Annotated in this window: 19 protein-coding genes; 7 read left to right on the top strand and 12 right to left on the bottom strand. The window is 58.7% G+C overall.

The genetic code is table 11. The features are described 5' to 3' along the window. Positions 1–24: 24 nt before the first annotated feature. Positions 25–783, bottom strand: coding sequence for a sulfite exporter TauE/SafE family protein (locus BLW50_RS20355; protein ID WP_090705930.1), 759 nt, complete (start codon positions 781–783; stop codon positions 25–27). Positions 784–938: 155 nt separating this feature from the next. After that, complete coding sequence (locus tag BLW50_RS20350) at positions 939–1,877, bottom strand: fumarylacetoacetate hydrolase family protein (RefSeq protein ID WP_090705927.1); 939 nt, start codon at positions 1,875–1,877, stop codon at positions 939–941. An 88-nt stretch (positions 1,878–1,965) separates the two neighbouring features. On the opposite strand from BLW50_RS20350, the gene BLW50_RS20345 reads away from it, so the two are divergent. Then, positions 1,966–3,012, top strand: coding sequence for a CDP-6-deoxy-delta-3,4-glucoseen reductase (locus tag BLW50_RS20345; protein ID WP_090705925.1), 1,047 nt, complete (start codon positions 1,966–1,968; stop codon positions 3,010–3,012). Between the two features lie 23 nt (positions 3,013–3,035). Beyond that, positions 3,036–3,581 (top strand): VOC family protein, encoded by a 546-nt coding sequence (locus BLW50_RS20340; RefSeq protein WP_210186108.1) that lies wholly within the window; start codon positions 3,036–3,038, stop codon positions 3,579–3,581. 26 nt (positions 3,582–3,607) lie between these two features. Here the strand turns inward: BLW50_RS20340 and BLW50_RS20335 are convergent, their stop codons facing one another. The 4 genes from BLW50_RS20335 to BLW50_RS20320 all read right to left on the bottom strand — a co-directional run bounded on the left by BLW50_RS20335 (position 3,608) and on the right by BLW50_RS20320 (position 7,747). Then, positions 3,608–4,621 carry an adenosine deaminase gene (locus BLW50_RS20335; protein WP_090705922.1) on the bottom strand — a complete coding sequence of 338 codons (1,014 nt, stop codon included), beginning with the start codon at positions 4,619–4,621 and terminating at the stop codon, positions 3,608–3,610. A gap of 82 nt (positions 4,622–4,703) precedes the next feature. Next, on the bottom strand, positions 4,704–5,525 hold the full coding sequence (locus BLW50_RS20330; protein ID WP_210186107.1) for a creatininase family protein: 822 nt from the start codon (positions 5,523–5,525) through the stop codon (positions 4,704–4,706). 29 nt (positions 5,526–5,554) lie between these two features. Further along, a complete protein-coding gene (locus BLW50_RS20325; RefSeq protein WP_090705920.1) occupies positions 5,555–6,724 on the bottom strand; it encodes a 4-hydroxybenzoate 3-monooxygenase in 1,170 nt (389 codons plus the stop codon). Between the two features lie 189 nt (positions 6,725–6,913). After that, positions 6,914–7,747, bottom strand: coding sequence for an IclR family transcriptional regulator (locus BLW50_RS20320; protein WP_090705917.1), 834 nt, complete (start codon positions 7,745–7,747; stop codon positions 6,914–6,916). A gap of 135 nt (positions 7,748–7,882) precedes the next feature. Here BLW50_RS20320 and BLW50_RS20315 point away from each other — a divergent pair, with 135 nt between their 5' ends. The 3 genes from BLW50_RS20315 (at position 7,883) to BLW50_RS20305 (ending at position 11,892) form a co-directional block, all read left to right on the top strand. Next, positions 7,883–9,154 carry an aryl-sulfate sulfotransferase gene (locus tag BLW50_RS20315; protein ID WP_090705915.1) on the top strand — a complete coding sequence of 424 codons (1,272 nt, stop codon included), beginning with the start codon at positions 7,883–7,885 and terminating at the stop codon, positions 9,152–9,154. 32 nt (positions 9,155–9,186) lie between these two features. Continuing rightward, the gene (locus BLW50_RS20310) at positions 9,187–10,233 is read left to right on the top strand and encodes a Bug family tripartite tricarboxylate transporter substrate binding protein (RefSeq protein WP_090705912.1); all 1,047 of its coding nucleotides are present in this window, start codon (positions 9,187–9,189) and stop codon (positions 10,231–10,233) included. Positions 10,234–10,548: 315 nt separating this feature from the next. After that, positions 10,549–11,892, top strand: a complete 1,344-nt coding sequence (locus tag BLW50_RS20305) for an LLM class flavin-dependent oxidoreductase (RefSeq protein WP_090705909.1) — start codon at positions 10,549–10,551, stop codon at positions 11,890–11,892. Here the strand turns inward: BLW50_RS20305 and BLW50_RS20300 are convergent. Further along, on the bottom strand, positions 11,873–13,432 hold the full coding sequence (locus BLW50_RS20300; protein ID WP_090705907.1) for a GGDEF domain-containing protein: 1,560 nt from the start codon (positions 13,430–13,432) through the stop codon (positions 11,873–11,875). The two genes, BLW50_RS20305 and BLW50_RS20300, sit on opposite strands and share 20 nt — an antisense overlap. A 281-nt stretch (positions 13,433–13,713) precedes the next feature. Here BLW50_RS20300 and BLW50_RS20295 point away from each other — a divergent pair, with 281 nt between their 5' ends. Continuing rightward, the gene (locus BLW50_RS20295; protein WP_090705905.1) at positions 13,714–14,223 is read left to right on the top strand and encodes a GNAT family N-acetyltransferase; all 510 of its coding nucleotides are present in this window, start codon (positions 13,714–13,716) and stop codon (positions 14,221–14,223) included. A gap of 27 nt (positions 14,224–14,250) precedes the next feature. Here the strand turns inward: BLW50_RS20295 and BLW50_RS20290 are convergent, their stop codons facing one another. The 5 genes from BLW50_RS20290 to BLW50_RS20270 form a co-directional block, all read right to left on the bottom strand. Beyond that, positions 14,251–14,481, bottom strand: a complete 231-nt coding sequence (locus tag BLW50_RS20290; RefSeq protein ID WP_139267692.1) for a hypothetical protein — start codon at positions 14,479–14,481, stop codon at positions 14,251–14,253. A 170-nt stretch (positions 14,482–14,651) separates the two neighbouring features. Continuing rightward, a complete protein-coding gene (locus BLW50_RS20285; RefSeq protein WP_244544327.1) occupies positions 14,652–15,194 on the bottom strand; it encodes an HAD family hydrolase in 543 nt (180 codons plus the stop codon). Then, positions 15,187–16,329 (bottom strand): AGE family epimerase/isomerase, encoded by a 1,143-nt coding sequence (locus tag BLW50_RS20280; protein WP_090705900.1) that lies wholly within the window; start codon positions 16,327–16,329, stop codon positions 15,187–15,189. Before BLW50_RS20280 ends, BLW50_RS20285 begins: the two co-directional genes overlap by 8 nt. A 15-nt stretch (positions 16,330–16,344) precedes the next feature. Beyond that, positions 16,345–17,823: a D-glycero-beta-D-manno-heptose-7-phosphate kinase gene (gene rfaE1 / locus BLW50_RS20275; RefSeq protein ID WP_090709441.1), complete on the bottom strand. Its 1,479-nt coding sequence runs from the start codon at positions 17,821–17,823 to the stop codon at positions 16,345–16,347. Between the two features lie 53 nt (positions 17,824–17,876). Next, complete coding sequence (locus BLW50_RS20270; RefSeq protein WP_090705897.1) at positions 17,877–18,872, bottom strand: hypothetical protein; 996 nt, start codon at positions 18,870–18,872, stop codon at positions 17,877–17,879. A gap of 172 nt (positions 18,873–19,044) precedes the next feature. Here BLW50_RS20270 and BLW50_RS20265 point away from each other — a divergent pair, with 172 nt between their 5' ends. Further along, positions 19,045–20,067 (top strand): class I SAM-dependent methyltransferase, encoded by a 1,023-nt coding sequence (locus BLW50_RS20265; RefSeq protein ID WP_139267691.1) that lies wholly within the window; start codon positions 19,045–19,047, stop codon positions 20,065–20,067. Positions 20,068–20,076 lie beyond the last annotated feature (9 nt).

Here is a 20,076-nt window from a genome sequence, read left to right as displayed (position 1 = left end):
GACTAGGTCAAACTGCAAAACGCTCTAAGCGCTGAACCAGGCGCGCAGCAGCAGCGCGCTGCCGGAGATCAGCAGCAGGCAATAGATCGCCCGCAGAAACTGTTCGCGCGACATCGACACCGTAATGCGATGGCCGATCCAGGTGCCCAGGAACATCGCCGGCACGCAGGCGAGCGCCAGCGTCAAAGTATGCAGGTCGCTATAGATGCCGGCGATGGCGAAAAGCACGACACGAGTGAACGAGCTCAGGCTGATCAGGGCCGCCTGGGTGGCGCGGATGGCGTCGCGATCGAACAGGCGTCGCGTCAGATACATCGCGTAGACGAAGCCGCCGCTGCCAAACATGCCGCTGAAAATGCCGCCGAAGAAGCCGAAAGGCACGATCCACTTGCGGCTGATCTCGCCGCCGCGCTGCGGCACGAACAAGGAATAAAGCGCATAGCAGACGACGAAAGTGCCGAGTGCGAACATCATCGGCTTGGCCGGGATGACGAGCAGCGCCTTAACGCCGATCAGTGTGCCGCAGACCATCAGCGGGATGAGCCATTTCAGCTCGTTAAACGCGACCTTGCGACCCAGTTTCAGACCGTTGATCACGGCGGCGCCGCAGTCCACCAGAGCCAGAACTGGCACGATGGTCGCGACAGGCATCACCTGCGCTAGGGCTGGGGCGGAGATGAAGACGGCACCGAAACCGGCCATGGCGAAAATGGCATAAGCGGCGGTGACCGCGGGAAAAGCCAGCATCAGCAGCCAGATCGAGGGTAGAGAGTCAAAATCCATCTAAATTTACCCCGATCCCGCCCCGAAGCGGGCTCGTGGCCCACAAAAACCATATCGGACGGTGGGGCAAGAGCAGGGATGGCGCGGGAGAGGCGTGCATGGCCGCTCCCCGCCGTGCGCAGGGCTGTATGGCTGTTCTCTTAGCCGTCGAGCGGTCAGGCGATGGTGTTGCGGAGAACGCCGATGTTCTGAACCTCAACCTCGATCACATCGCCGGACTTCATGAACAACTGCGGCTTGCGACCATAGCCGACGCCGCTCGGCGATCCCGTGGTGATCACGTCGCCCGGCCGCAGGATCAGGAAGCGGGAGTAATAGGAGATGATCTGGGCGACGTTGAAAACCAGGTCCGACGTATTGGTCGATTGGACCACTGTGCCGTTCAGCCGCGTCACCAGATTGAGATTGTGCGGATCGGCAATCTCGTCGGCCGTGACGATCACCGGCCCCATCGGACAGAAGGTCGGAAACAGTTTGCCGAGAATATTGTGCTCCCAGGCGACGACCGTATTCATCATGCCCTGGGCGACCAGCGCCGGCGCCACCCAGTCGCGCGCCGAGACATCGTTGACGATCGTATAGCCGGCTACATATTTCAGCGCATCGTCGATGCTGACATCGTGACAGGTCGTGCCGATCACGACACTGAACTCGCCTTCCCAGTCGAGCATGTCGGGATTGCTCTTGGGCGGAATGATCTTTTCGCCCGTCCCGATGATGCTGGCGACGCTCTTATAGAAGCACATCGGTGTTGCGGGCGCCGGCGTGTTCATCTCCTTGAGATGCTCGTGATAATTGGCGCCGATCGACAGCACCATGCCGGGATTGGGCAGTGGCGCGGCAAGTTTCGCACCTGCATAAGGTTTCAAGACACCGGCGGAGCGCAACTGCGCGCCCTTGGGTCCCACGGCCTGCAAAAGATTGGCGACCAGATCATAGCCCTCGCTACCACCCTGAATGATTTCAAGCAGGCTTTGCGGCGCTGCAACATCGGGCGCGAGCAACGATTGCGCAGCGGCGATATCGAGGATCTCGTCGTCGACAAGCACGGCCGGGCGAAGTCCGTGGCTCGTCTTGATGGTCGCGTAACGCATAATTGCCCTCCCTGGTGTAGAATGTTAGTCTGCCGGTAAGAGAACATGCACGCAACTGCTTTTGCGTGCCAGGGAGGCAGCGCGCGACATGTCCTACAAGGTCACGCTGGAGCCAAGCGGCCATAGCTTTGAGATCTCTGCCGAGCAGAAGATTCTCGATGCCGGTCTCGAAGCTGGATTGTCCATGCCGTTCAGCTGTCGCGTCGGCATGTGTCGCGCCTGTCGCGGTATCATCGCCGAAGGCGTGGTGGATTTCGGCGATGTGCATCCGTCCTATTTCAGCGAACAGGATCGCGCGCGGGGCCTTGCCTTCTTGTGTCAGGCGCGCGCGCGCTCGGATCTGCGCATTCAGGTCAAGGAGCTGGAAGGCTTGGCCGGCGTCAAGGTGCGCAAGGTTCCCTGCCGCGTCAGCCGCATCGAAAGACCAGCGCCGGATGTCTCGATCCTGGATCTGCGCCTGCCTTTGAATGAAAACATGAAATTCGTTGCCGGGCAGCATGTCGAATTCCTCCTCCCTGATGATACGCGCCGCAGCTATTCGATCGCCTCCAAGCCGGAAGTGGCGGGTGTCATCGCGATCGAATTGCATATCCGCCATCTGCCGGGTGGCTGGTTCGCGGAAACTGTGCTGGCGAAGCTGAAAGAGCGTGATTTGTTGAAGTTCGAGGGGCCGCTGGGGTCGTTCTCGTTGCGCGACGATACGGACAAGCCAATTGTCATGGTGGCGGGCGGCACCGGTTTCGCGCCGCTTAAGGCGATGTGCGAATGGGCTTTCGAGCGCGGGATCGACAAGCGGCGTCCGATCACCTTGTTCTGGGGCGCGCGCACCCGCCAGGATCTCTATCTCGGTGATCTGCCGCAAGCCTGGGCGCAGGCGCGCAGTGATTTTACTTATGTTCCTGTCCTGTCCGAGCCGACGCAGGCCTGTGCCTGGGAGGGTCGGCAAGGGCTGGTACATCGCGTCGCGATGGATATGATTGGCGATATGTCCGGGGTCGAGGTCTATGTTTGCGGGGCGCCAGCGATGGTCGAAGCTGCCCGACGCGACTTTGCGGAAAACGGACTACCGGAGGACGCGTTTTTCGCCGACAGTTTTCTGACGCAAGCCGATCTCGCCGAGAAGGTCGACGGCTAAATCAAGAGTGGAGGGAGAACACGATGAGTATCACACGCGAAATGATCGTCGACGGTATTGTCGAGCCGACGGCGGAACGTAAGTCGATCATCAAGCCCTATGTCATGTCGCATGGCACGATGGAATGCCGCAACATGAAGGACAGCCGCAAATTCTATGAGGAATTTCTGGGGCTGGAATGCGTGCGCCATGCGCTGCCGGCCATGGTCGTTCGCTGCGGCCTGAAATTCCACATCGTCTGCGTCGAAGTGGGCGACAACGTTCATCCGTTGAACGTGCTCAACCATTGGGGCATCGATGTCGAGAGCCGCGAGAAGGTCGACGAAGCCCATCAGAATGCCCTGAAGTACCAGGAACAGTACAAGATCAAACAGGTCCTGAAGCCGAACCTGCAACACGGCGTCTACTCATTCTATCTGGAAGACCTCGACCACAATTGGTGGGAAGTGCAGAGCATCGACGGCTTCCAGCACGACGATATGTTCGACTTCGGCGACCGCTTCACCGATGACGATGCGGCTGACACGAGCGCCCTCGACGAATTGAAAGTGACGAACAGCGCTCACTGATCCTTGAGGCTTAAGCGTTCCGCCGTTCAGGCCTTTTTGGGCGGCGTATCGAAAGCGGCGAGCGCGCTGGCGCGCTCGCCATCGCTCATCAAGGCCGCGGTAAAACCATTGCGGGCCAGAGCCGTCACTTCGGCCTCGGACAGATTGAGCGCCGACTGGATGGCTGTGTAATTCTCTCCCACATAGCCACCGAAATAGGCCGGATCGTCGGAATTGACAGTGACGACGAGATCGTTGTCGAGCATCCGTTGCAACGGATGATCGGCGAGATCGGCAACCACGCCGAGCTTGAGATTGGACAACGGGCAGACCGTCAGCGGAATACGATCGCGCGCCAGCCGCTTGATCAGCGCCGGGTCTTCGAGCGAACGCACCCCATGATCGATCCGCTCGACACCAAGAATGTCGATCGCCTCCCAGACATAGTCGGCCGGCCCTTCCTCGCCCGCATGGGCGACGAGATGAAAGCCGGCATCGCGCGCTTTGCGGAACACATTCTTGAACTTGCTTGGTGGATGGCCCTTCTCGGAGGAATCGAGCCCGACGCCGACGATCTTGTCGCGGTGCGCCAGGGCGGATTCGAGTGTGCGTTCCGCATCGCTCTCATCGAGATGGCGCAGGAAGCACATGATCATCGTCGCATCGATGCCGAATGTCGCCTTTGCCTGCTGGCAAGCGCGGTAGAGGCCAGCCACCACGGTCTCGAAGGCAACACCGCGACTGGTATGTCCCTGCGGATCGAAGAATATCTCCACGTGCCGAACATTGTCGGCGTGCGCACGCTCCAGATAGGCCCAGGCGAGATCGAAGAAATCCTGTTCGGTGATCAGGACCGACATGCCCTGATAATAGATGTCGAGAAAATCCTGCAGCTGGCTGAAATGATAGGCGCGACGCACCGCCTCCACTGAATCATAAGGCAGAGCAATGCCGTTGCGCCGGGCCAAGGCAAACATCAGTTCGGGCTCGAGGCTGCCTTCGATGTGAATGTGCAATTCGCACTTCGGTAGATCGCGGATCACCGCTTTAAGGTCGCTCATAGCCAGCTCTCTTGCCCAACGCGTTCGATTCAATCGAGCAAGAATAGGCACAAAGAAGCAGGGATACCAGTTCGCTTGAGGCTCAGCCGGCGATCGCCGTTGCCATCACCTTCGCGGTCTCATCATAGTGTCGCCACAGATCCGGATCGACCGGATTGGGCGCACCAAAATAGCCGCCTGGCGTCAACCGCTTTGCGGCTTCCCCGCCGGTGCGCCACTCCTGCAGATCGGCCAGGGTGAGGCGCGTCGGCTCGACGGTTTTCAGCGCGGCATAGTCCACCGTGTCGGGGAAGTAGCGAACGATGGCGGCGGTTTCATATTCATCGGCATGGACGCCGAGCAGCCCCGTCAGCTTGAAATCCTCAAGCGCTGGGATCGGCTCCCAAGGCACCCAGATCGGTTCCTTGCCGGTGAGCCCCAGCCGCTCGAACATGCGCCAGCGAAACGGCGTATAGAGCCAGCGCGCGCCGGTGTTGCCCTGCGCGTGCTGATCGTTCAGCACGTCGCGGATCATTTCGTTATGGATGCGATCGCCGTGGTGGCTGATCAGCAGCACCTCGCGAAAGCCATTGGCGATAAGAGAGTCAATGACATCGCGCAGCAGCGCTGCGGCGGTTTCCGGACGAATGCGGAAACTGCCGGGGAAGTCGACTAGAATGCCATTGATGCCCCAGTAGAACGGCGGCGCGATGATACATTCGCGCCCCGCTACGGCAGCATAGCGCTGCGTCAGCCGGGCGAGTTCCAACGCGATGAACGCGTCGGTTCCCACCGGCAGATGCGGCCCATGGCATTCGATAACGCCGATCGGCAGCAGAGCGATGGCGCCACGCTGCGCGGCGGCCGTAATGGCCGTTGCGGTCATTTCCGCCATCGTGTCGTGAAAGAGCGATGTGTCCGCCACGCTTTTCTCCGCTGCGATCGTTTTTGAGTTTAGTCGTTGACCGAGTTTAGGCCGACATATTGCTCGGCGATAGCCGTCTGTGCCGCGCGTGAATTGGCGAGGGATTCAAGCTCGGCCAATTGCAGTTTGCGATCCATCGGCGTGTGGTCGAAGCGATGCAGCAGCGACGACATATGGGTCGAATAGCGCACCACACGCCACACGCGCTCGACGCATTGTTGCGAATAGCTGTCGATCCCGACGGTGGAACCGTTGCGATAGAAATCGCCAAAGGCTTTGGCCATGACGCGCACGTCGGCCACCGCCGCGTTCAGCCCCTTGGCGCCGGTCGGGGGCACGATATGGGCTGCGTCGCCGGCGATGAACAGGCGACCGTGCCGCATCGGCTCGGCGACGAAAGCGCGCAATTGCGCCAGATCGCGCTGGAAAATTTCCCCTTCGACGATCTCGTTGTCCGTATCGTACATGCGCGTGTGCAACTCGCTCCAGAAGCGGTCATCCGACCAGTTCTCGATCTTCTCGTCGGCGCGCACTTGCAGATAGAGGCGTGAGACTGACAGCGAACGGCGGCTGCACAGGGCGAAGCCGCGATCGTGATTGGAATAGGTCATTTCATGAAGCGGCCGGGCGCGCGCGAGTACGCCGAACCAGGCGAAGTCATAGACATGTTGAAAGGTCTTCAACACATTCTGCGGCATGCTCGCTCGACCAATACCGTGAAAGCCGTCGCAGCCGGCGACATAATCGCAGGTGAGCGTCTTGGGTTCCCCCGCTTCCTGATAATGCACCGTCACCTTATCGCTTTCGATGCCCTCGATACGGCTGACGGGGGCTTCGAAGATCAGCGGATCATTGGCGGCGATCCGTGCCGCGATCAGATCCTTCACCACTTCCTGCTGGCCATAGATCATGACACTGCGGCCGGTCATCGCCGGCAGATCGAAATGAATGGTGCGGCCGTTGAAACGGATATCGAGGCCGTTGTCGACCATGCCTTCGCGGCGCATCCGCTCATCGAGGCCGAGCCGTGCCATCGTGTCGACGGTGCCAGCCTCCAGCACGCCGGCGCGCACGCGTCCCTCCACATATTCGCGGCTGCGGCTTTCCAGAATGACACTCTCGATGCCTTTTTCTTTCAGCAGATGCGAAAGGAAAAGCCCGGCAGGTCCGGCGCCGATGATCGCGACTTGCGTATGCATTGTTTTATATACCCCGCAGGTGAAACAAAGGATCGGCCCAAGTTGTCCCAAGAATCAAGCCGTCCTGGGAAACAAGTCCTCCCCGGAGACAAGATTGGGCCATTAGGGCCAGCTTGAAGCAGAACCAAGCCGGCGATTCTTTGACCTAGGGCAGTTTTTGCTTGCCCAACCGGCACGGGTGGAAATGCGCTAGGAGTAGTCCCAGGCATAAACGTCGGGGGCCGGTCGTCCGGCTTCGTCCTCCCCACTTAATGAGGCTGAAATGGCACCCGCTGCCTGTTTCAGGCGGTCAAGATGGAGCGCGGCGAAGGCTGAGGCATTCATCAGCTGGCGCTTCCAGCTGATCGCTAAAGCCCCGATCGGCTGGCGGCCGTCATAAAGCGCCACGGCGATGGCGTTGCGATCGCCGAGCCCCGTGCGGGACTGGCGTCGCGTCGCAAAGCCGGCGCTGCGGATATTGATCAGATCGTTGATCAACAGGGGCGCTGTCAGTCCGAAACGCTCGAGTGACGCCGATTTTTCACCCTTGAGCGTGTCGATCAACGCGATCAGCTGTTTCTCGCTTAGGGCCGCCAGATAGGCCAGCCCGGTCGCAGCGGCGAAAACGCTCAGCTCGGTGTCGGGCTTCAGCATGTTCGACGAAGGAAAAGGGCTTTGACCATAGGTGGATTCCAGAATCCGCATCCGGCCGGTGGCATAGATATGTAGATCGACGGGCCATTCGGTCTCCCGTGTCAGCGCCAGCATATGCGGCTTGGCCGCCTCCACCAGCTCGCCGATGCGCACAACCATCTCGGCATGGGAACTGTCCGAGGCGGCGATGTTGGAACGATACAGGCCATCGCTCAGCCCCAGGCGGATGAAGCGCCGCTCCATCAAGGTGGCCAGCAGGCGCCGCAAGGTGCTTTTTGACAGACCGGTGCCTTTATGGAGCCTGTGCAGTTCCGAGGGGCCGTTGGCGGCCAGAAACTCCAGCACATCGAGCGCCCGATGCACCGCGCGGATCTGCGGAAGAGCCTCCATTGCCCAATCTCCAGTCCGCGTGGATTTGCTGGCGAACGTGCCATCTAGTGGCACGATACCGCTTTTCCATTGCTGCGATAGCGCCAAAAATCAATCGTCTCGGTCAAAGTCAGGCAAGATCGCGTGGGGGGAAGAATGCTGGACACCATGTGGACGCGAACGGGCACTTTGCCGATTACCGTCAGGACGTCCAACGCGCGGCGTCGCGAACCTGGCACGGTTTACTTCACCACCCGCCCCGGCGGCGGCGCTGGCCCGCGCACGACGGTCGGCTGGCTGATCGGGGTTGGACCTGAGGGTGAGATCGCGCTGGAGCGTCGCTTCGAGGGAACCTCGCAAGACGTGCGCTGCCTGCCCAATGGCAAAATTCTATTTTCCCAGTCGATGCAGGGCATCATTTACGAGGTGAACCCCGACGGTTCGATCCATGCCACCTGGCATTCCCGCGACAAGTGGAAGGATCGGACGCCGCCATTGCGCAGTGTCGAACTGCCGGTGAACCACACGCATCACACGGTGAATGTGATGCCGAACGGCAATTTCCTCATCCTCGATGCCGAGCAACGTTCTTTCGACGACTGGCCGTCGAACAGTGCCGATCGCAACGCGCCCCGCCACCGGGCCGCGGTCGTCGGCGATATGGTGAAGGAGATCACGCGTGAGGGTCGCCTGGTGCGCGCCTATCACATCTTCGATCTGATCGATCCCTATCGCATCACCCACGGCAGTTTCGACAACTATTGGCATCATCTCGGCTTTCCCGGCACCAATGATTGGTCGCATGCCAATGCGGTCACCTATGATCCCAACGACGATTGCTTTGTCGTGTCGCTGCGCCATCAGGATTGCATCATCAAATTCGGCCGCCAGGATGGACGGCTGCGCTGGATCCTCGGCAATCCCAGCGAATGGCGTGATCCCTGGCGGCAATATCTGCTCAAGCCTGACCCATCGGTGCGTTGGCAGTTCCATCAGCACGATTGCTCGGTGACTGGACCGGGCCGCATTCTGTGTTTCGACAATGGCAATTTCCGCGCTGGCGCATTCGAGACACCTGTCGATCCGACTGAGAACTTCAGCCGCGCTGTTGAATTCGAGATCGACGAGAAGAGCCGAACCATCAGGCAGATCTGGCAATATGGCGAGGAGCGCCAGCCGGCTCTGTTCGGCTGCTACCAGGGCGGCGCGCGGCGCCTGCCGCAAACCGGCAACACGCTGATCACCTTCGGCGGCCTGTGTTACGACAACGGCAAACCAGCCGGTACTCATGTCGGCACGCGTGGCTGTGCACGGCTCTTGGAAGTGACCTCGGACGGTGAGGTCGTTCTCGACATCGAAGTCGATGACAGGGCCGCACCGGAGCCGCGCGCGTTCTCAGCTTTTCGCGCCGATCACAGCCCGGCCTGACAGTTAGCACTTCACATATCCTGGGAGGGAACATGCGTCTCGTTTGCAGCACACGGGCATGGTGCGCGCTCGCCGCGACCGGCTTCACAGCCTTGACTGTCTCAACTGTTTTGGCGGTGCCGGCCCAGGCGCAGGATTATTTCGCCGGTAAGCAGATCCGCATCATTCTCCCGGGCAGTACGGTCGACACGGGTTATGGCCTCTATGGGATGCTGGCGAGCCAGTATCTGAGCCGGTTCATTCCCGGCAATCCGACCGTGGTGATCAGCTATATGCCCGGCGGCGCTGGTATCACCGCGCTTAACTATCTCGCCAGCGTGGCGCCGAAAGACGGAACGGCCATTGCCGTGGTGACGCAGGAAGTGGCGACCAATCAAGCCCGCCATATGGCCGGCGTGCGCTACGATGCGAGCAAGTTCAAATATATCGTGCGCATCGCGCCGAATGTGCCGGTGCATATGGTCTGGCACACCGCGCCGGTTAAAACCATCGCGGATCTGAAGACGACCGAGGTCGTCACGGCGGCGGTCGGTGTCGGTGGCGTGCACAATGACATCGCCCGGGCGATGAATGTCCTTCTCGGCATGAAGTGGAAGGTGATCAGCGGCTATCCCGGCACCAACGAGACCCGCGTGTCGATGGAGCGGGGCGAGACCCAGGCCACCGTGTCGCCAGCCATTCTGTTCAAGGAACAACTCAAGGACTGGCTTGATCAGAAGAAGGTTCGCGTCATCGTGCAATATTCCGATTTTCGCCATCCGATGTTTCCGGATGTGCCAACGGTTGTCGAACTGGCGCAGGACCAGGAGGCGCGCGACATCCTCACTTTCATGACATCGATCACGACCATCGGTCGCGGTTTCGCCGGTCCGCCGGATATGAACGAGAAGGCCTATGGCATCATCCGCCAGGCTTTCGTCGATATGCTGCAGGACAAAGGGTATCGCGAGGATTCCGAAAAGCGCGGCGCTGAGATCCTGCCCATGTGGGGCGAGGAGATGAGCGCCTATGTCAACAAGATCATCGCCACCCCGCACCATATCGCCGACCGCGCGACCGCCATCGCCGAAGGCCGATGACGGCCACTTCCGAATCGTCGTTCAGCTTGGCTGACGTGAGCCAAAGGTCCTGCCACATAGTGTGGCGGCGAGAGTTCGCGAGAATGAAACGATCGTGTCGGTCATCGATAAGATATCGGTGTTGATCACGGTTCTTCGCATCAAGAAGAACGGCTCCCGCCCTGTTATTGCGTCGCAGCATGTTGCAATTTAGGCAATGCGCGCGCGTGTCGGCAAGAGAGCTATTGCAAAAGCCACGCGTCGCGATTTCTATCCGGGACCAGGCAGGGGGCGTCGATCCGGCGCCGATGCAACGGAACAGTGAGAGGGCGATCGATGAACAAGAAGATGAGGCTCGCGGCCTACTTCAATCCCACCGGGCATCATGTGGCGTCATGGCGCCATCCCCGGGCGCAGCGCGATGCTCATCAGAACATCGAGCATTATGTCGAAATCGCGCGGACGGCGGAGCGCGCCAAATTCGACATGATCTTCCTCGCCGACGGCAATGCGACGCGCGACGCTGATATCGAGGCGATCTCGCGCTCGGTCCAATTCGTCGCCCATTTCGAGCCGATCACTTTGCTATCGGCTCTCGCCATGGTGACGAAGAACATCGGCCTCACCGCAACTGCCTCCACCACCTATAACGAGCCTTATAACCTCGCCCGCAAATTCGCCTCCCTCGATCACATCAGCCACGGGCGTGCTGGCTGGAACCTGGTGACGTCGGGCCAGCCGGCGGAGGCTAAGAATTTCGGCCGTGATGGCGTCAAGGAACATTCGGAACGTTATTCGCGGGCGCGCGAATTCGCCGAAGTGGTGCAGGGGCTGTGGGACAGCTGGGATGACGACGCTTTCGTCCGCGACGCTGAAAGCGGCCTGTTCTTCGAGCCCGATCGCATGCATCATCTCAATCACAAGGGCGAGCATTTCAAGGTCCGTGGTCCGCTCAACGTGCCGCGTCCACCGCAAGGCTATCCGGTGATGGTGCAGGCCGGCGCTTCCGATGAAGGTCGTGAGCTTGCCGCCCAATACGCCGAGGCGATCTTCTCGCCGCATCTCAACATTCCGGCCGCCAAGGCTTATTACGACGACGTCAAGGGCCGCATGACGGCCTACAATCGCGATCCCGATCATCTAAAGGTCTTGCCGGGCATCAGCGTCGTCGTCGCCGAAAGCGACGACAAGGCCGCCGAGGATTTCAACACGCTGCAATCGCTCATCCATCCCATTGTCGGCCGCGAAATTCTCTCGACCATGCTGGGTGGCGCCGATCTGACGCCCTATCCGCTCGACGAGCCGCTGCCCGATCTGCCGCTGACCAATGCCAGCCGGGGCCATTTCGAGAGCATCATGGCGATGGCGCGCGCCGAGAATCTCACCATTCGCCAGCTCGGCGAGCGTTGCGCCGGCGCGCGCGGCAAGAATTCCATCCACGGCAGCGTCAAGAAGGTCGCCGACTATATGGAGGAATGGTTCGCCGCCAATGCCTGCGACGGCTTCTGCGTCATGCCGCCCTATATCTCCGGCCAGCACGACGATTTCTGCAACATGGTCATTCCCGAATTGCAGAAGCGCGGTCTGTTCCGCAAGGAATATGAAGGCGCGACCCTGCGCGAAAATCTCGGCCTGCCGCGCCCGCCGAGCCGTCACAGTGCTAAGCGGCAGAAGCCCTGATCTTGTCAGCGGGAAGGTCGCAATCGCGGTATTCAATGCGGTTGCGGCCTAACCTCTTGGCGCAATAGAGCGCGCTGTCGGCGGCCGCGAAGGCATTGGCGAACGGCAGGCTGTGCGCGGGAACGACGGTCGTGATGCCGATGCTGGCCGTGACGGCCTTCGGCGCGCCATTGGCCAGATGCGCGATCTCGATCGAACGCCGGATATCCTCGGCGATGATATGCCCGCCCGATTGATCGGTATCGGGCAAGAGAATAACGAATTCCTCGCCGCCGTAGCGCGCCGCGAAATCCGCGGGGCGTTTGAGATTTTTACGGATACAGGCGGCGACCGAAATCAACGCATCGTCGCCGCGCAGATGGCCGTACTCGTCATTGTAGGTTTTGAAATTGTCGATATCGATGAGCAGCAGCGTGAACGGCAGCTGATCGCGCATGGCGCGTTTCCACTCCTTCGCCGCGGTATCATCGAACGACCGGCGGTTCGCCAAGGCCGTCAGGCTGTCGCGGGTCGCCATATAGGCCAGGCGCGTGGCGAGCGCGGTCATCTTCATCTCGGCGCGGCGGCGCAGACGAAACTCCCGAGACAGCAGCATGCCAGCCGCCACCAGCGCGAGCATAAGCATTGTGAGCACCGAGGCCATGATCATGGCCTTCTGGTGCCATCCAGCCAGAATGCGCGCTTTGGCTGAACTGACGACCACGATCAACGGCAGATTGGGGATACGCGCATAGGTGTATATGCGTTCGACCTGATCTGACATCGACACTCTTTCGAAGCTGCCGATTTGCTTGGCCGGATAGTGTTTGAACAGCTCGTTCTCGCCGAGCTTGCTGCCGATCTCCCGCAGCCGGAATGGCTGGCGCGAGAAGATCGTGCGATCGGTGCCGATGATGGAGAACGTGCTTTGATCGCCCATATCGAGATTCAGAAACATTGCCTGGAAATAGCTTAAGTTCAAGCTGCTGATGACGATGCCACCGAATGTGCCATCGGGCCGGATGATCCGCCGGCTCAACACGGTCGACCACTCGCCATTATCGAGACGCAGCTGCAATGGTTTGCTGACGAAGAGCGCATCGTCGGTGGCGTCGCGCTGATATGTAAAAAATTCCTGGTCCGACAGGTTGTCAGTGGGAAGCGGATTGCTGCGATGGGAATCGGCGACGATCCGACCGTCGACATTCACGATCGCCATGCGGTTGAGATAGCGCGCATTGGCTGAATGATCGAAAAGCGCGAACTGCCGCACGATTTCAGCTGCACTGGATAGATCGGGCTCGGTAAGCGCAAGCCGCGCGCCTTTCAACGAGAGGTCATAGCTCTCGAATGCCATGGCGATATCCTGGGCTATGGCGCGTGCCAGATTGGCATCGGCCTGCGCGGCAAATCGCAGGGTATCGCGGCGTGAATCGATCAGGACATGGGAAAAGAACGCAAGCAGGCCGAGCCCCGCCAGAACGGCAAGGATGCGGATGGTGCGAAATGAGCGGTCGTCCGGAGATTTCGAAACGATGTCGTGAACATTTTGCAACGGCATTGGGATGTCCGAAGGACTGGCGAGCGTTCGTTCATAGGGGAAGCCGCGTTAATGCGACTTTACTGGGACAGGCTCAATTTGCGCCGGTCACCCATGAAAAACTCAAATTGTTTGAAATTTATGCATTGAAAGAACGGTATCAGGTGATGGCTGCCTGACAATCGCTTGGGCATGAATCTTCGACGCAAGTGCTGCTGTCGTTAACGGGTGTTGAATCCGAAGCGCGGATTGAAGAACAATCGGCGGCAGTAAGCTAAGGCAGAACCATAGCAAGGTTATCGATGCTGATCAGAGATGAGCAACCAGACGATATCGCCGCCATTCACCATGTGGTCGAAGCAGCCTTCGGACAAGCGGTGGAGGCGGCGCTCGTCGATCAGCTCCGTGCCGCCGGCGACAGCGTGATCTCGCTGGTCGCGATTGAAGAAGAGGCCGTGGTCGGACACGTCATGTTCTCAAGAATGACGGCCCCCTTCAAAGCGCTGGGCCTGGCCCCCGTGGCTGTGCTGCCGCAGTGGCAGGGCCGCGGCATCGGCAGTGCGTTGATCCGCGAAGGCTTGAAACGGGCGGCCGCGGAAGCATGGCCAGAGGCTTGGTCCGAACCTTGGCAAGCTGTCTTCGTGCTCGGTGATCCGGCCTATTATCGCCGCTTCGGCTTTGATGTAGCGCGGGCCAGCGGTTTCATTTCGCCCTATGCCGGGCCATATCTGATGCTGCTGACGCTCAGGGACGATGTGCTGGCGCGCGAAGGGCGTATCGATTATGCGCCGGCCTTCGCCGCGCTGGGTTAGACTGTCTGCAGGCAATCCGCGTTTTGACTAAGCGTTTTTGGGAGCTTCGCCGCAGCTCTTGACCTCGAAGAGGTCGGAGGCTTCGCCCCACAGCACGCCATAGTCCTTGAAGTCGACATCGACCCGGTCGGGATGGCGGGGAAACCGCTGCAGCAGGCGATAGGTGCAGATCACCGTGCCTTCTGCCTCGGGCGGGATCGACATATGCTGCGCCGCACGGGCAGCGGTCTTGAGCTGGACTATTTGACCGGCTTTCACGATCACCTCCATCTGCAAGTTGCGGGGTCAGTCTGGCTCCGTCACCGGATTGTCACTAAGGCTGACACGTGTTTGTGCGGCGCACAAGTTAAATCTTGCGCTGCAGCAGGCGATATTTTGTGAAAAATGTGGCCAGGACTGTCGCTCAGGCCAGGGGCTTGCGCCTCGGCTTAGTCGGCCTGCCTGTCCAGCCAGCGTTCGACAACGGTCTGCAAGTTCGAGCCGTCGAACAACAGGCCTTCGACATGGGCGCGCGACGCGGCTTCGATATCTGACGTCTTATCGCCGATCAGCACGCACATCTTCGGATCGAGATGCCACTCCTCGATCGCCCTTAGGATCATGCCGGGGTTGGGCTTTCGATCCGGATGATCGGCAACGATATATGCCTCGACACTGCCTTCCGAATGGAAAGGGCAATGATAGAAAGCCGTGATTTCCGCGCCAGAGCGGGCGAGCTCGGCGTTCATCCATTGATGCAACCGGTGTATATCGTCTTCTTGGTAGAAGCCGCGGGCGACGCCGGATTGGTTGGTGACCACAAAGGTATAATAGCCGGCATCCTGGGCGAGCTGGATCGCTTTCTGGGCGCCCGGTATCCACTCGAAGTCCTCGGGGCGATAGACATAGCCCTTGTCGACATTCAAGACGCCGTCGCGATCAAAAAACACCGCGCCCTTTAAGGCAGCGCCAGCTTTACCCGTTTCAATCACTGCACTTCACTCCGTCCCGCTCGGCGACCTCTGCGAAGCACTCGATCGCCAATGTCAAATGATACAGGGACGAGGCCGGGGCCGGTTCGTGAGAAAACCGTCCCTCATGCGGCAGCCAACGCTCGTGCCAAAGGCCTTCGACCGGGCTTGCGAGAAAGGCGCGAAGGGCGCGCCAAGCTTTGGAAACGCGTTCGACCTTGTCATCATAGGGCAAGACCAATTCGGCCTTGAGCCATTCGGTGTGTGGCCATACCCGCGCTTCGCGCGTCTGCACGACCCCGTCGGTCAAGACCTCGCCATATAAACGGCCGGAGCTGCCATCAAGGCCGTGTGTGATGGCGAATTGATACAGAAGATCGCGGGTCTGGTCTCTCCGAGAGTCCTCGGTTTCGTATCGATCTAGCAACCAGATCCATTCGAAATGATGGCCAGGCTCCGTGATGCGTCCTAAATCGCCAGCGGCGGGGACGAGTGTATCATCGAAATGCTCGATGAGTGCGCCATGCGGCGCGGAGAAAAATCGCTGCTCGAAGAGCGCGATGATCTCATCGCACAGATCGCGAAAAATCGCCGCATCGTCGAGGCGCCGCCATTCAAGCGCGGCCTCAAGCAAATGCATATGAGGATTCTGGCGTCGGTTGTTGGAGATCGGCAAGGCTTCGTGAAAGCCGCCATGGGGATGATGCATGCGCGTCGCAATAAACGTCGCCAGCTTGCGGGCTTCATCGCGCAGCGCCTGGTCGCGCCGGATCGAATAGGCATGCGCGAAGGCGAAGAGACAGAAAGCCAGATCGTAGAGATCCCGGGTTGGATCGATGATGTTGCCGGCGAGATCGAAACGGCTGGCAAAACCGCCGTCGGGATGGCGTGCTTTATCCAAAAGGAAATCCAGCCCGTGATCGAGCGCGGCGCGCGCGTCGGTAACGCCCATGCGCGTAGCAGCGGCAAACACATAGATCTGCCGCGTCGTCACCCGAAGACGTTTGAAGGCTGTGGAGCATTCCACCGTGTCGAGGCTGAGGCTCTCGTGATAGCCATAGCCCTTCCAGTCCACACCGCGTTCCAGCCAGAGCGGGATGGCGCTGTTTAACAGCCAGCCGCGGGCCTCGGCCGCCATCTTGTTGAAGTCTGTCACGCGAACGATCCTGGGTTAGTTCAGATCCACCGCCAATTTGGCGCCCGATTTATCGTTGGCTCGCCCAATGAGCTTGGTCGTCGACTGCCCCTGCCGCAGTTCGATTCTTTCGACGCGACCGCCGGCGGCTTTGACGATCTCGTTACCGACAATGGCCTCTTCCGCATAGTCGGCGCCCTTCACCAGAACATCGGGCACCAGCAACCGAATAATCTCAAGAGGGGTTTCTTGATCAAACAGCACGACGAGATCGACACCTTTGATAGCCCCCATCACTTCGGCGCGCGCCGCTTCCGATTGGACGGGGCGCGACGGGCCTTTGAGCCGGGAGACGGAGGCGTCGGTGTTCAAGGCGACGATCAGGCGATCGCAATGGGCTGCTGCGCCCTGCAACAGCGAGATGTGTCCCGGATGCAGAAGATCGAAGCAGCCGTTCGTGAAGCCAACCGACAGACCTTCGCTTTTCCACTGCTCACGGACAGCCTTGGCCCCTTCCCACGACGCCAGCGCGCCGCGTGGGAGAGTGTCCGTGGGCGCAGCAGCGGATTCCGCCGCCAATATTTCCGCGATCGTGACTGTTGCCGTGCCGGTCTTGCCAACGACAATGCCGGCGGCAACATTGGCAAAGCGCATCGCACCGCTAATGGTGGCGCCCGTGGCAATGCCCAAAGTGAAGCAGGCGGCAACCGTATCGCCGGCGCCCGAGACATCGAAGACTTCGACCGCTTCCGTCGGCAGGTGTAAGTCGTGGCCGTCGGTTCCATAGAACGACATGCCGTCTTCCGAGCGGGTCAAAAGAATATTCGAGCCCGTGATTGCAATGACGTTTTGGCTGGCCGCATGGATGTTTTCGGGTATCGAGCAATCAATCTTTGTGGCGAGCGACAACTCTTTCCGATTCGGCTTGATATAGGTGGCGCCAGCATAGGCGGTAAAATCGAAACGCTTGGGATCGACGATGATCGGGATGTCGGCCTGCTTGCCTAAGGCAATCGCCTTTCGAAGGATGCTGTCTGACAGGCATCCTTTCGCGTAATCGGCGATGATCAAGGCATCCGCATCGGAGATTGCGGCCGACAGTTTCGCCAAAATGGCAGCCTCGACTTGTTGATGAGGCTCGCAGATGATTTCCTGATCGATCCGCAGCAGCTGCTGATGCCCGGCAAGCACGCGTGTCTTCGAAACTGTCGGCGCTTGCGTGTCGACGACGAGATCGGAAGCGACACCAGCCGATTGAAGAATGCGGGCAAGGCGCCGGCCTTCCTCATCGTCGCCGACAATGCCAATGAGGCGTGCGTGCGCGCCAAGCGAAGCAATGTTCAACGCGACATTGCCGGCGCCGCCGGCCGTTTCGCGTTCCGACGACCAACGCAGGACAGGAACGGGGGCTTCCGGCGATATGCGCTCGACGTCCCCAACGAGATAGCGATCGAGCATGAGATCGCCGAGGACAACGATTGTGACTTGATGCAGGTGTTCAGTGATTTCGCGCATAAACATACATACCGGTGACCGACGAGCCCCGTATCCCACTAAGACGCGACCCGTCAGTTAGCAAGGGATTGGCGTTTGACCTCAATCCCATGAAGTAAAAACTCGCCCTCGATAGCGCCTTTCAGCATCTGCAGGCGTATCTGGATGGCCTTTAGGGGATCTGTGACCTCGAACTCTATAGTAAAGCTATAGATTCCCTGCCGGGGAAAGCGCATGCTGACGGCATTCAAAATGCCATCATCATAGGCATCTGCCATGGCAATCGTGTCGGCGCCACATTCGGCCACTTCGAACTCGATCTCCGCGACCCATTGTCCGAGAGGTAAATGTAGATAGGGCCCAAAAAACAGCATGCGCGCTGGGCCAACGAGCGCGACGGAGCCATGAAGATATTTGTCGGGCACGTCGCCGTAGCGAAAAAGCAGACGGTGCCAATAGACTTTTTCGACTGGTTTGCCGTCAGCGAGCACGGCGTAAGATGTAGCCAATTCATTTATAATACTGTCGACGCCGACTCCGTCGAAAGTGTAGCCTGAAGTACGGTAAAGGTTCGGATCGAAGGCGTGCCCAAATTCACGTTTGATAAATTCCTGGAAGGTAATATTTAAATCTGAATCGCCATTTATATTTTTTCTTATTTCACTCAATGCCTCTTCCGTGTATTTTATCTGGAAATAATCCATCACTTTCTTGGCTATATCTATTGCTTCTTCAGTATATGCTTTGGAGTTGATACAAAATGCTTGTCCGGACGTGGCAATTGCCGCGAGTTGCGCATACCAAATGGTCGCTCGTTGGGCGCCTTCCATTGTCGTGGTGATGCCGTCCGCCATCGCGTTGTTCATGAGATAAGAGAAGTCATCAATGCAAAGCAGAATGGGAAGACGCGCGCCTAAGAGGAGCTGAGCAAGATCATTCTGGAGATTGTTGCTGTATACGATGAGTGCATTTTTGTCGTCCAAGGGACGCCATGCCTTGCGTAACTCACTGGTGTCGTTCGCGCCCACAGCGTCGAAAGAATCGAAAGTCGATTGAGCAACCGTCGTCATCAGTCTTATGACGCCATTCAGGATGATGGATGGCGTTCCGCACAGACATATTAGCATTCTGCTCGCCTATACATTTTTCAGGAGTTGTCTTATGGAGGCGAACGGAACGGCGCATTCGCGACTAGGATTGTCGTCCATATGTGCTCGCGACGTACTGTAAGCGAGGAGTTCTATGGAAGATAAAGATATTGCGGCATTGAGTGAATTGCTGCGCAGAAGAGTCGACGAGCATAACCGGCCGCTCGGCGGTTTATCTGCTCTCTTGTCTGATATCGACAACATTCGATTGAACTCTAAAGTCCTTGCTTCGTATATCGCGGAACTAACCTATTATCAGCATATCAAATCCAAGCCGCTTTTAAAACAACCTCAGAACATAGGGATTTCCGGCCGAATTTGTCGAGAGGCAGACTTCTCGTCGGATTGGTTTTTATTCTGGACTGACCAGTTGAAGTATACCCCATATCTGCATCGCAAGGTTTGGGAGGATGCATATGCTCTTCAGTGTTTATGGGAACTTGGTATGTTCGCCAAAGGCAAGTCTGGTTTGGGATTTGCTGTCGGCGCGGAAGCGTTGCCCGCCTATTTCGTCGGGCAAGGTGCGCAAATTGTGGCGACGGATTTGGGGGCGGACGATTCGCGTGCCGAAGGGTGGCGTCTCACAGATCAACACGCCAGCGATATCAAGCCGCTTTGGCGCGAGCAGTTTGGGACGTGGGAGCAGTTCTCTGCCAATTGCAGCTATCGTCCTGTCGACATGACAGCCATTCCGGCTGATTTGAACGATAAATTTGATTTCTGCTGGTCCATTTGCGCTTTCGAACATCTCGGTTCGATCGAAAAAGGGCTTCAGTTCGTTTGCAACGCCATGAAGACATTGAAGCCGGGAGGCGCGGCGGTTCACACGACCGAATATAATTTCGATCAGACGCAAACGATCGACAATTGGGGCACGGTGCTTTTTCAGAAAAAGCATTTTGAAATATTGCGGGAGCGTCTTGAAAAGCAAGGCGACCGATTGCTTGCCATCGATTTTGAGGCTGGATCTGGCTTCTTTGACAGCTTTGTCGACGTGCCGCCATTTCCTCATCAATACATGAATGATCTCAATAAGCCGAATTCACCGCATGTGAAGATAAGCGTTGACGGCTTTCCGTCGACTTCGATTGCGATCATCGCAATCAGGGGATCTTAAGGGACCCTG

Origin of the sequence: Beijerinckia sp. 28-YEA-48, assembly GCF_900104955.1 — a bacterium.
In the GTDB taxonomy this organism is placed as follows: domain Bacteria; phylum Pseudomonadota; class Alphaproteobacteria; order Rhizobiales; family Beijerinckiaceae; genus Terripilifer.
Note: the sequence above shows the minus strand (reverse complement) of the source record. Positions and strands in the feature narration are given on the sequence as shown.

Excerpts from the sequence above, each read along its gene's own strand:
- BLW50_RS20320 (WP_090705917.1), bottom strand. The coding sequence starts at position 7,747 with ATGGAGGCTCTTCCGCAGATCCGCGCGGTGCATCGGGCGCTCGATGTG.
- BLW50_RS20305 (WP_090705909.1), top strand. The coding sequence starts at position 10,549 with ATGAACAAGAAGATGAGGCTCGCGGCCTACTTCAATCCCACCGGGCAT.
- BLW50_RS20325 (WP_090705920.1), bottom strand. The coding sequence starts at position 6,724 with ATGCATACGCAAGTCGCGATCATCGGCGCCGGACCTGCCGGGCTTTTC.
- BLW50_RS20340 (WP_210186108.1), top strand. The coding sequence starts at position 3,036 with ATGAGTATCACACGCGAAATGATCGTCGACGGTATTGTCGAGCCGACG.
- BLW50_RS20345 (WP_090705925.1), top strand. The coding sequence starts at position 1,966 with ATGTCCTACAAGGTCACGCTGGAGCCAAGCGGCCATAGCTTTGAGATC.
- BLW50_RS20270 (WP_090705897.1), bottom strand. The coding sequence starts at position 18,872 with ATGACGACGGTTGCTCAATCGACTTTCGATTCTTTCGACGCTGTGGGC.
- BLW50_RS20300 (WP_090705907.1), bottom strand. The coding sequence starts at position 13,432 with ATGCCGTTGCAAAATGTTCACGACATCGTTTCGAAATCTCCGGACGAC.
- BLW50_RS20335 (WP_090705922.1), bottom strand. The coding sequence starts at position 4,621 with ATGAGCGACCTTAAAGCGGTGATCCGCGATCTACCGAAGTGCGAATTG.
- BLW50_RS20350 (WP_090705927.1), bottom strand. The coding sequence starts at position 1,877 with ATGCGTTACGCGACCATCAAGACGAGCCACGGACTTCGCCCGGCCGTG.
- BLW50_RS20315 (WP_090705915.1), top strand. The coding sequence starts at position 7,883 with ATGCTGGACACCATGTGGACGCGAACGGGCACTTTGCCGATTACCGTC.
- BLW50_RS20265 (WP_139267691.1), top strand. The coding sequence starts at position 19,045 with ATGGAAGATAAAGATATTGCGGCATTGAGTGAATTGCTGCGCAGAAGA.
- BLW50_RS20355 (WP_090705930.1), bottom strand. The coding sequence starts at position 783 with ATGGATTTTGACTCTCTACCCTCGATCTGGCTGCTGATGCTGGCTTTT.
- BLW50_RS20295 (WP_090705905.1), top strand. The coding sequence starts at position 13,714 with ATGCTGATCAGAGATGAGCAACCAGACGATATCGCCGCCATTCACCAT.
- rfaE1 (WP_090709441.1), bottom strand. The coding sequence starts at position 17,823 with ATGCGCGAAATCACTGAACACCTGCATCAAGTCACAATCGTTGTCCTC.
- BLW50_RS20310 (WP_090705912.1), top strand. The coding sequence starts at position 9,187 with ATGCGTCTCGTTTGCAGCACACGGGCATGGTGCGCGCTCGCCGCGACC.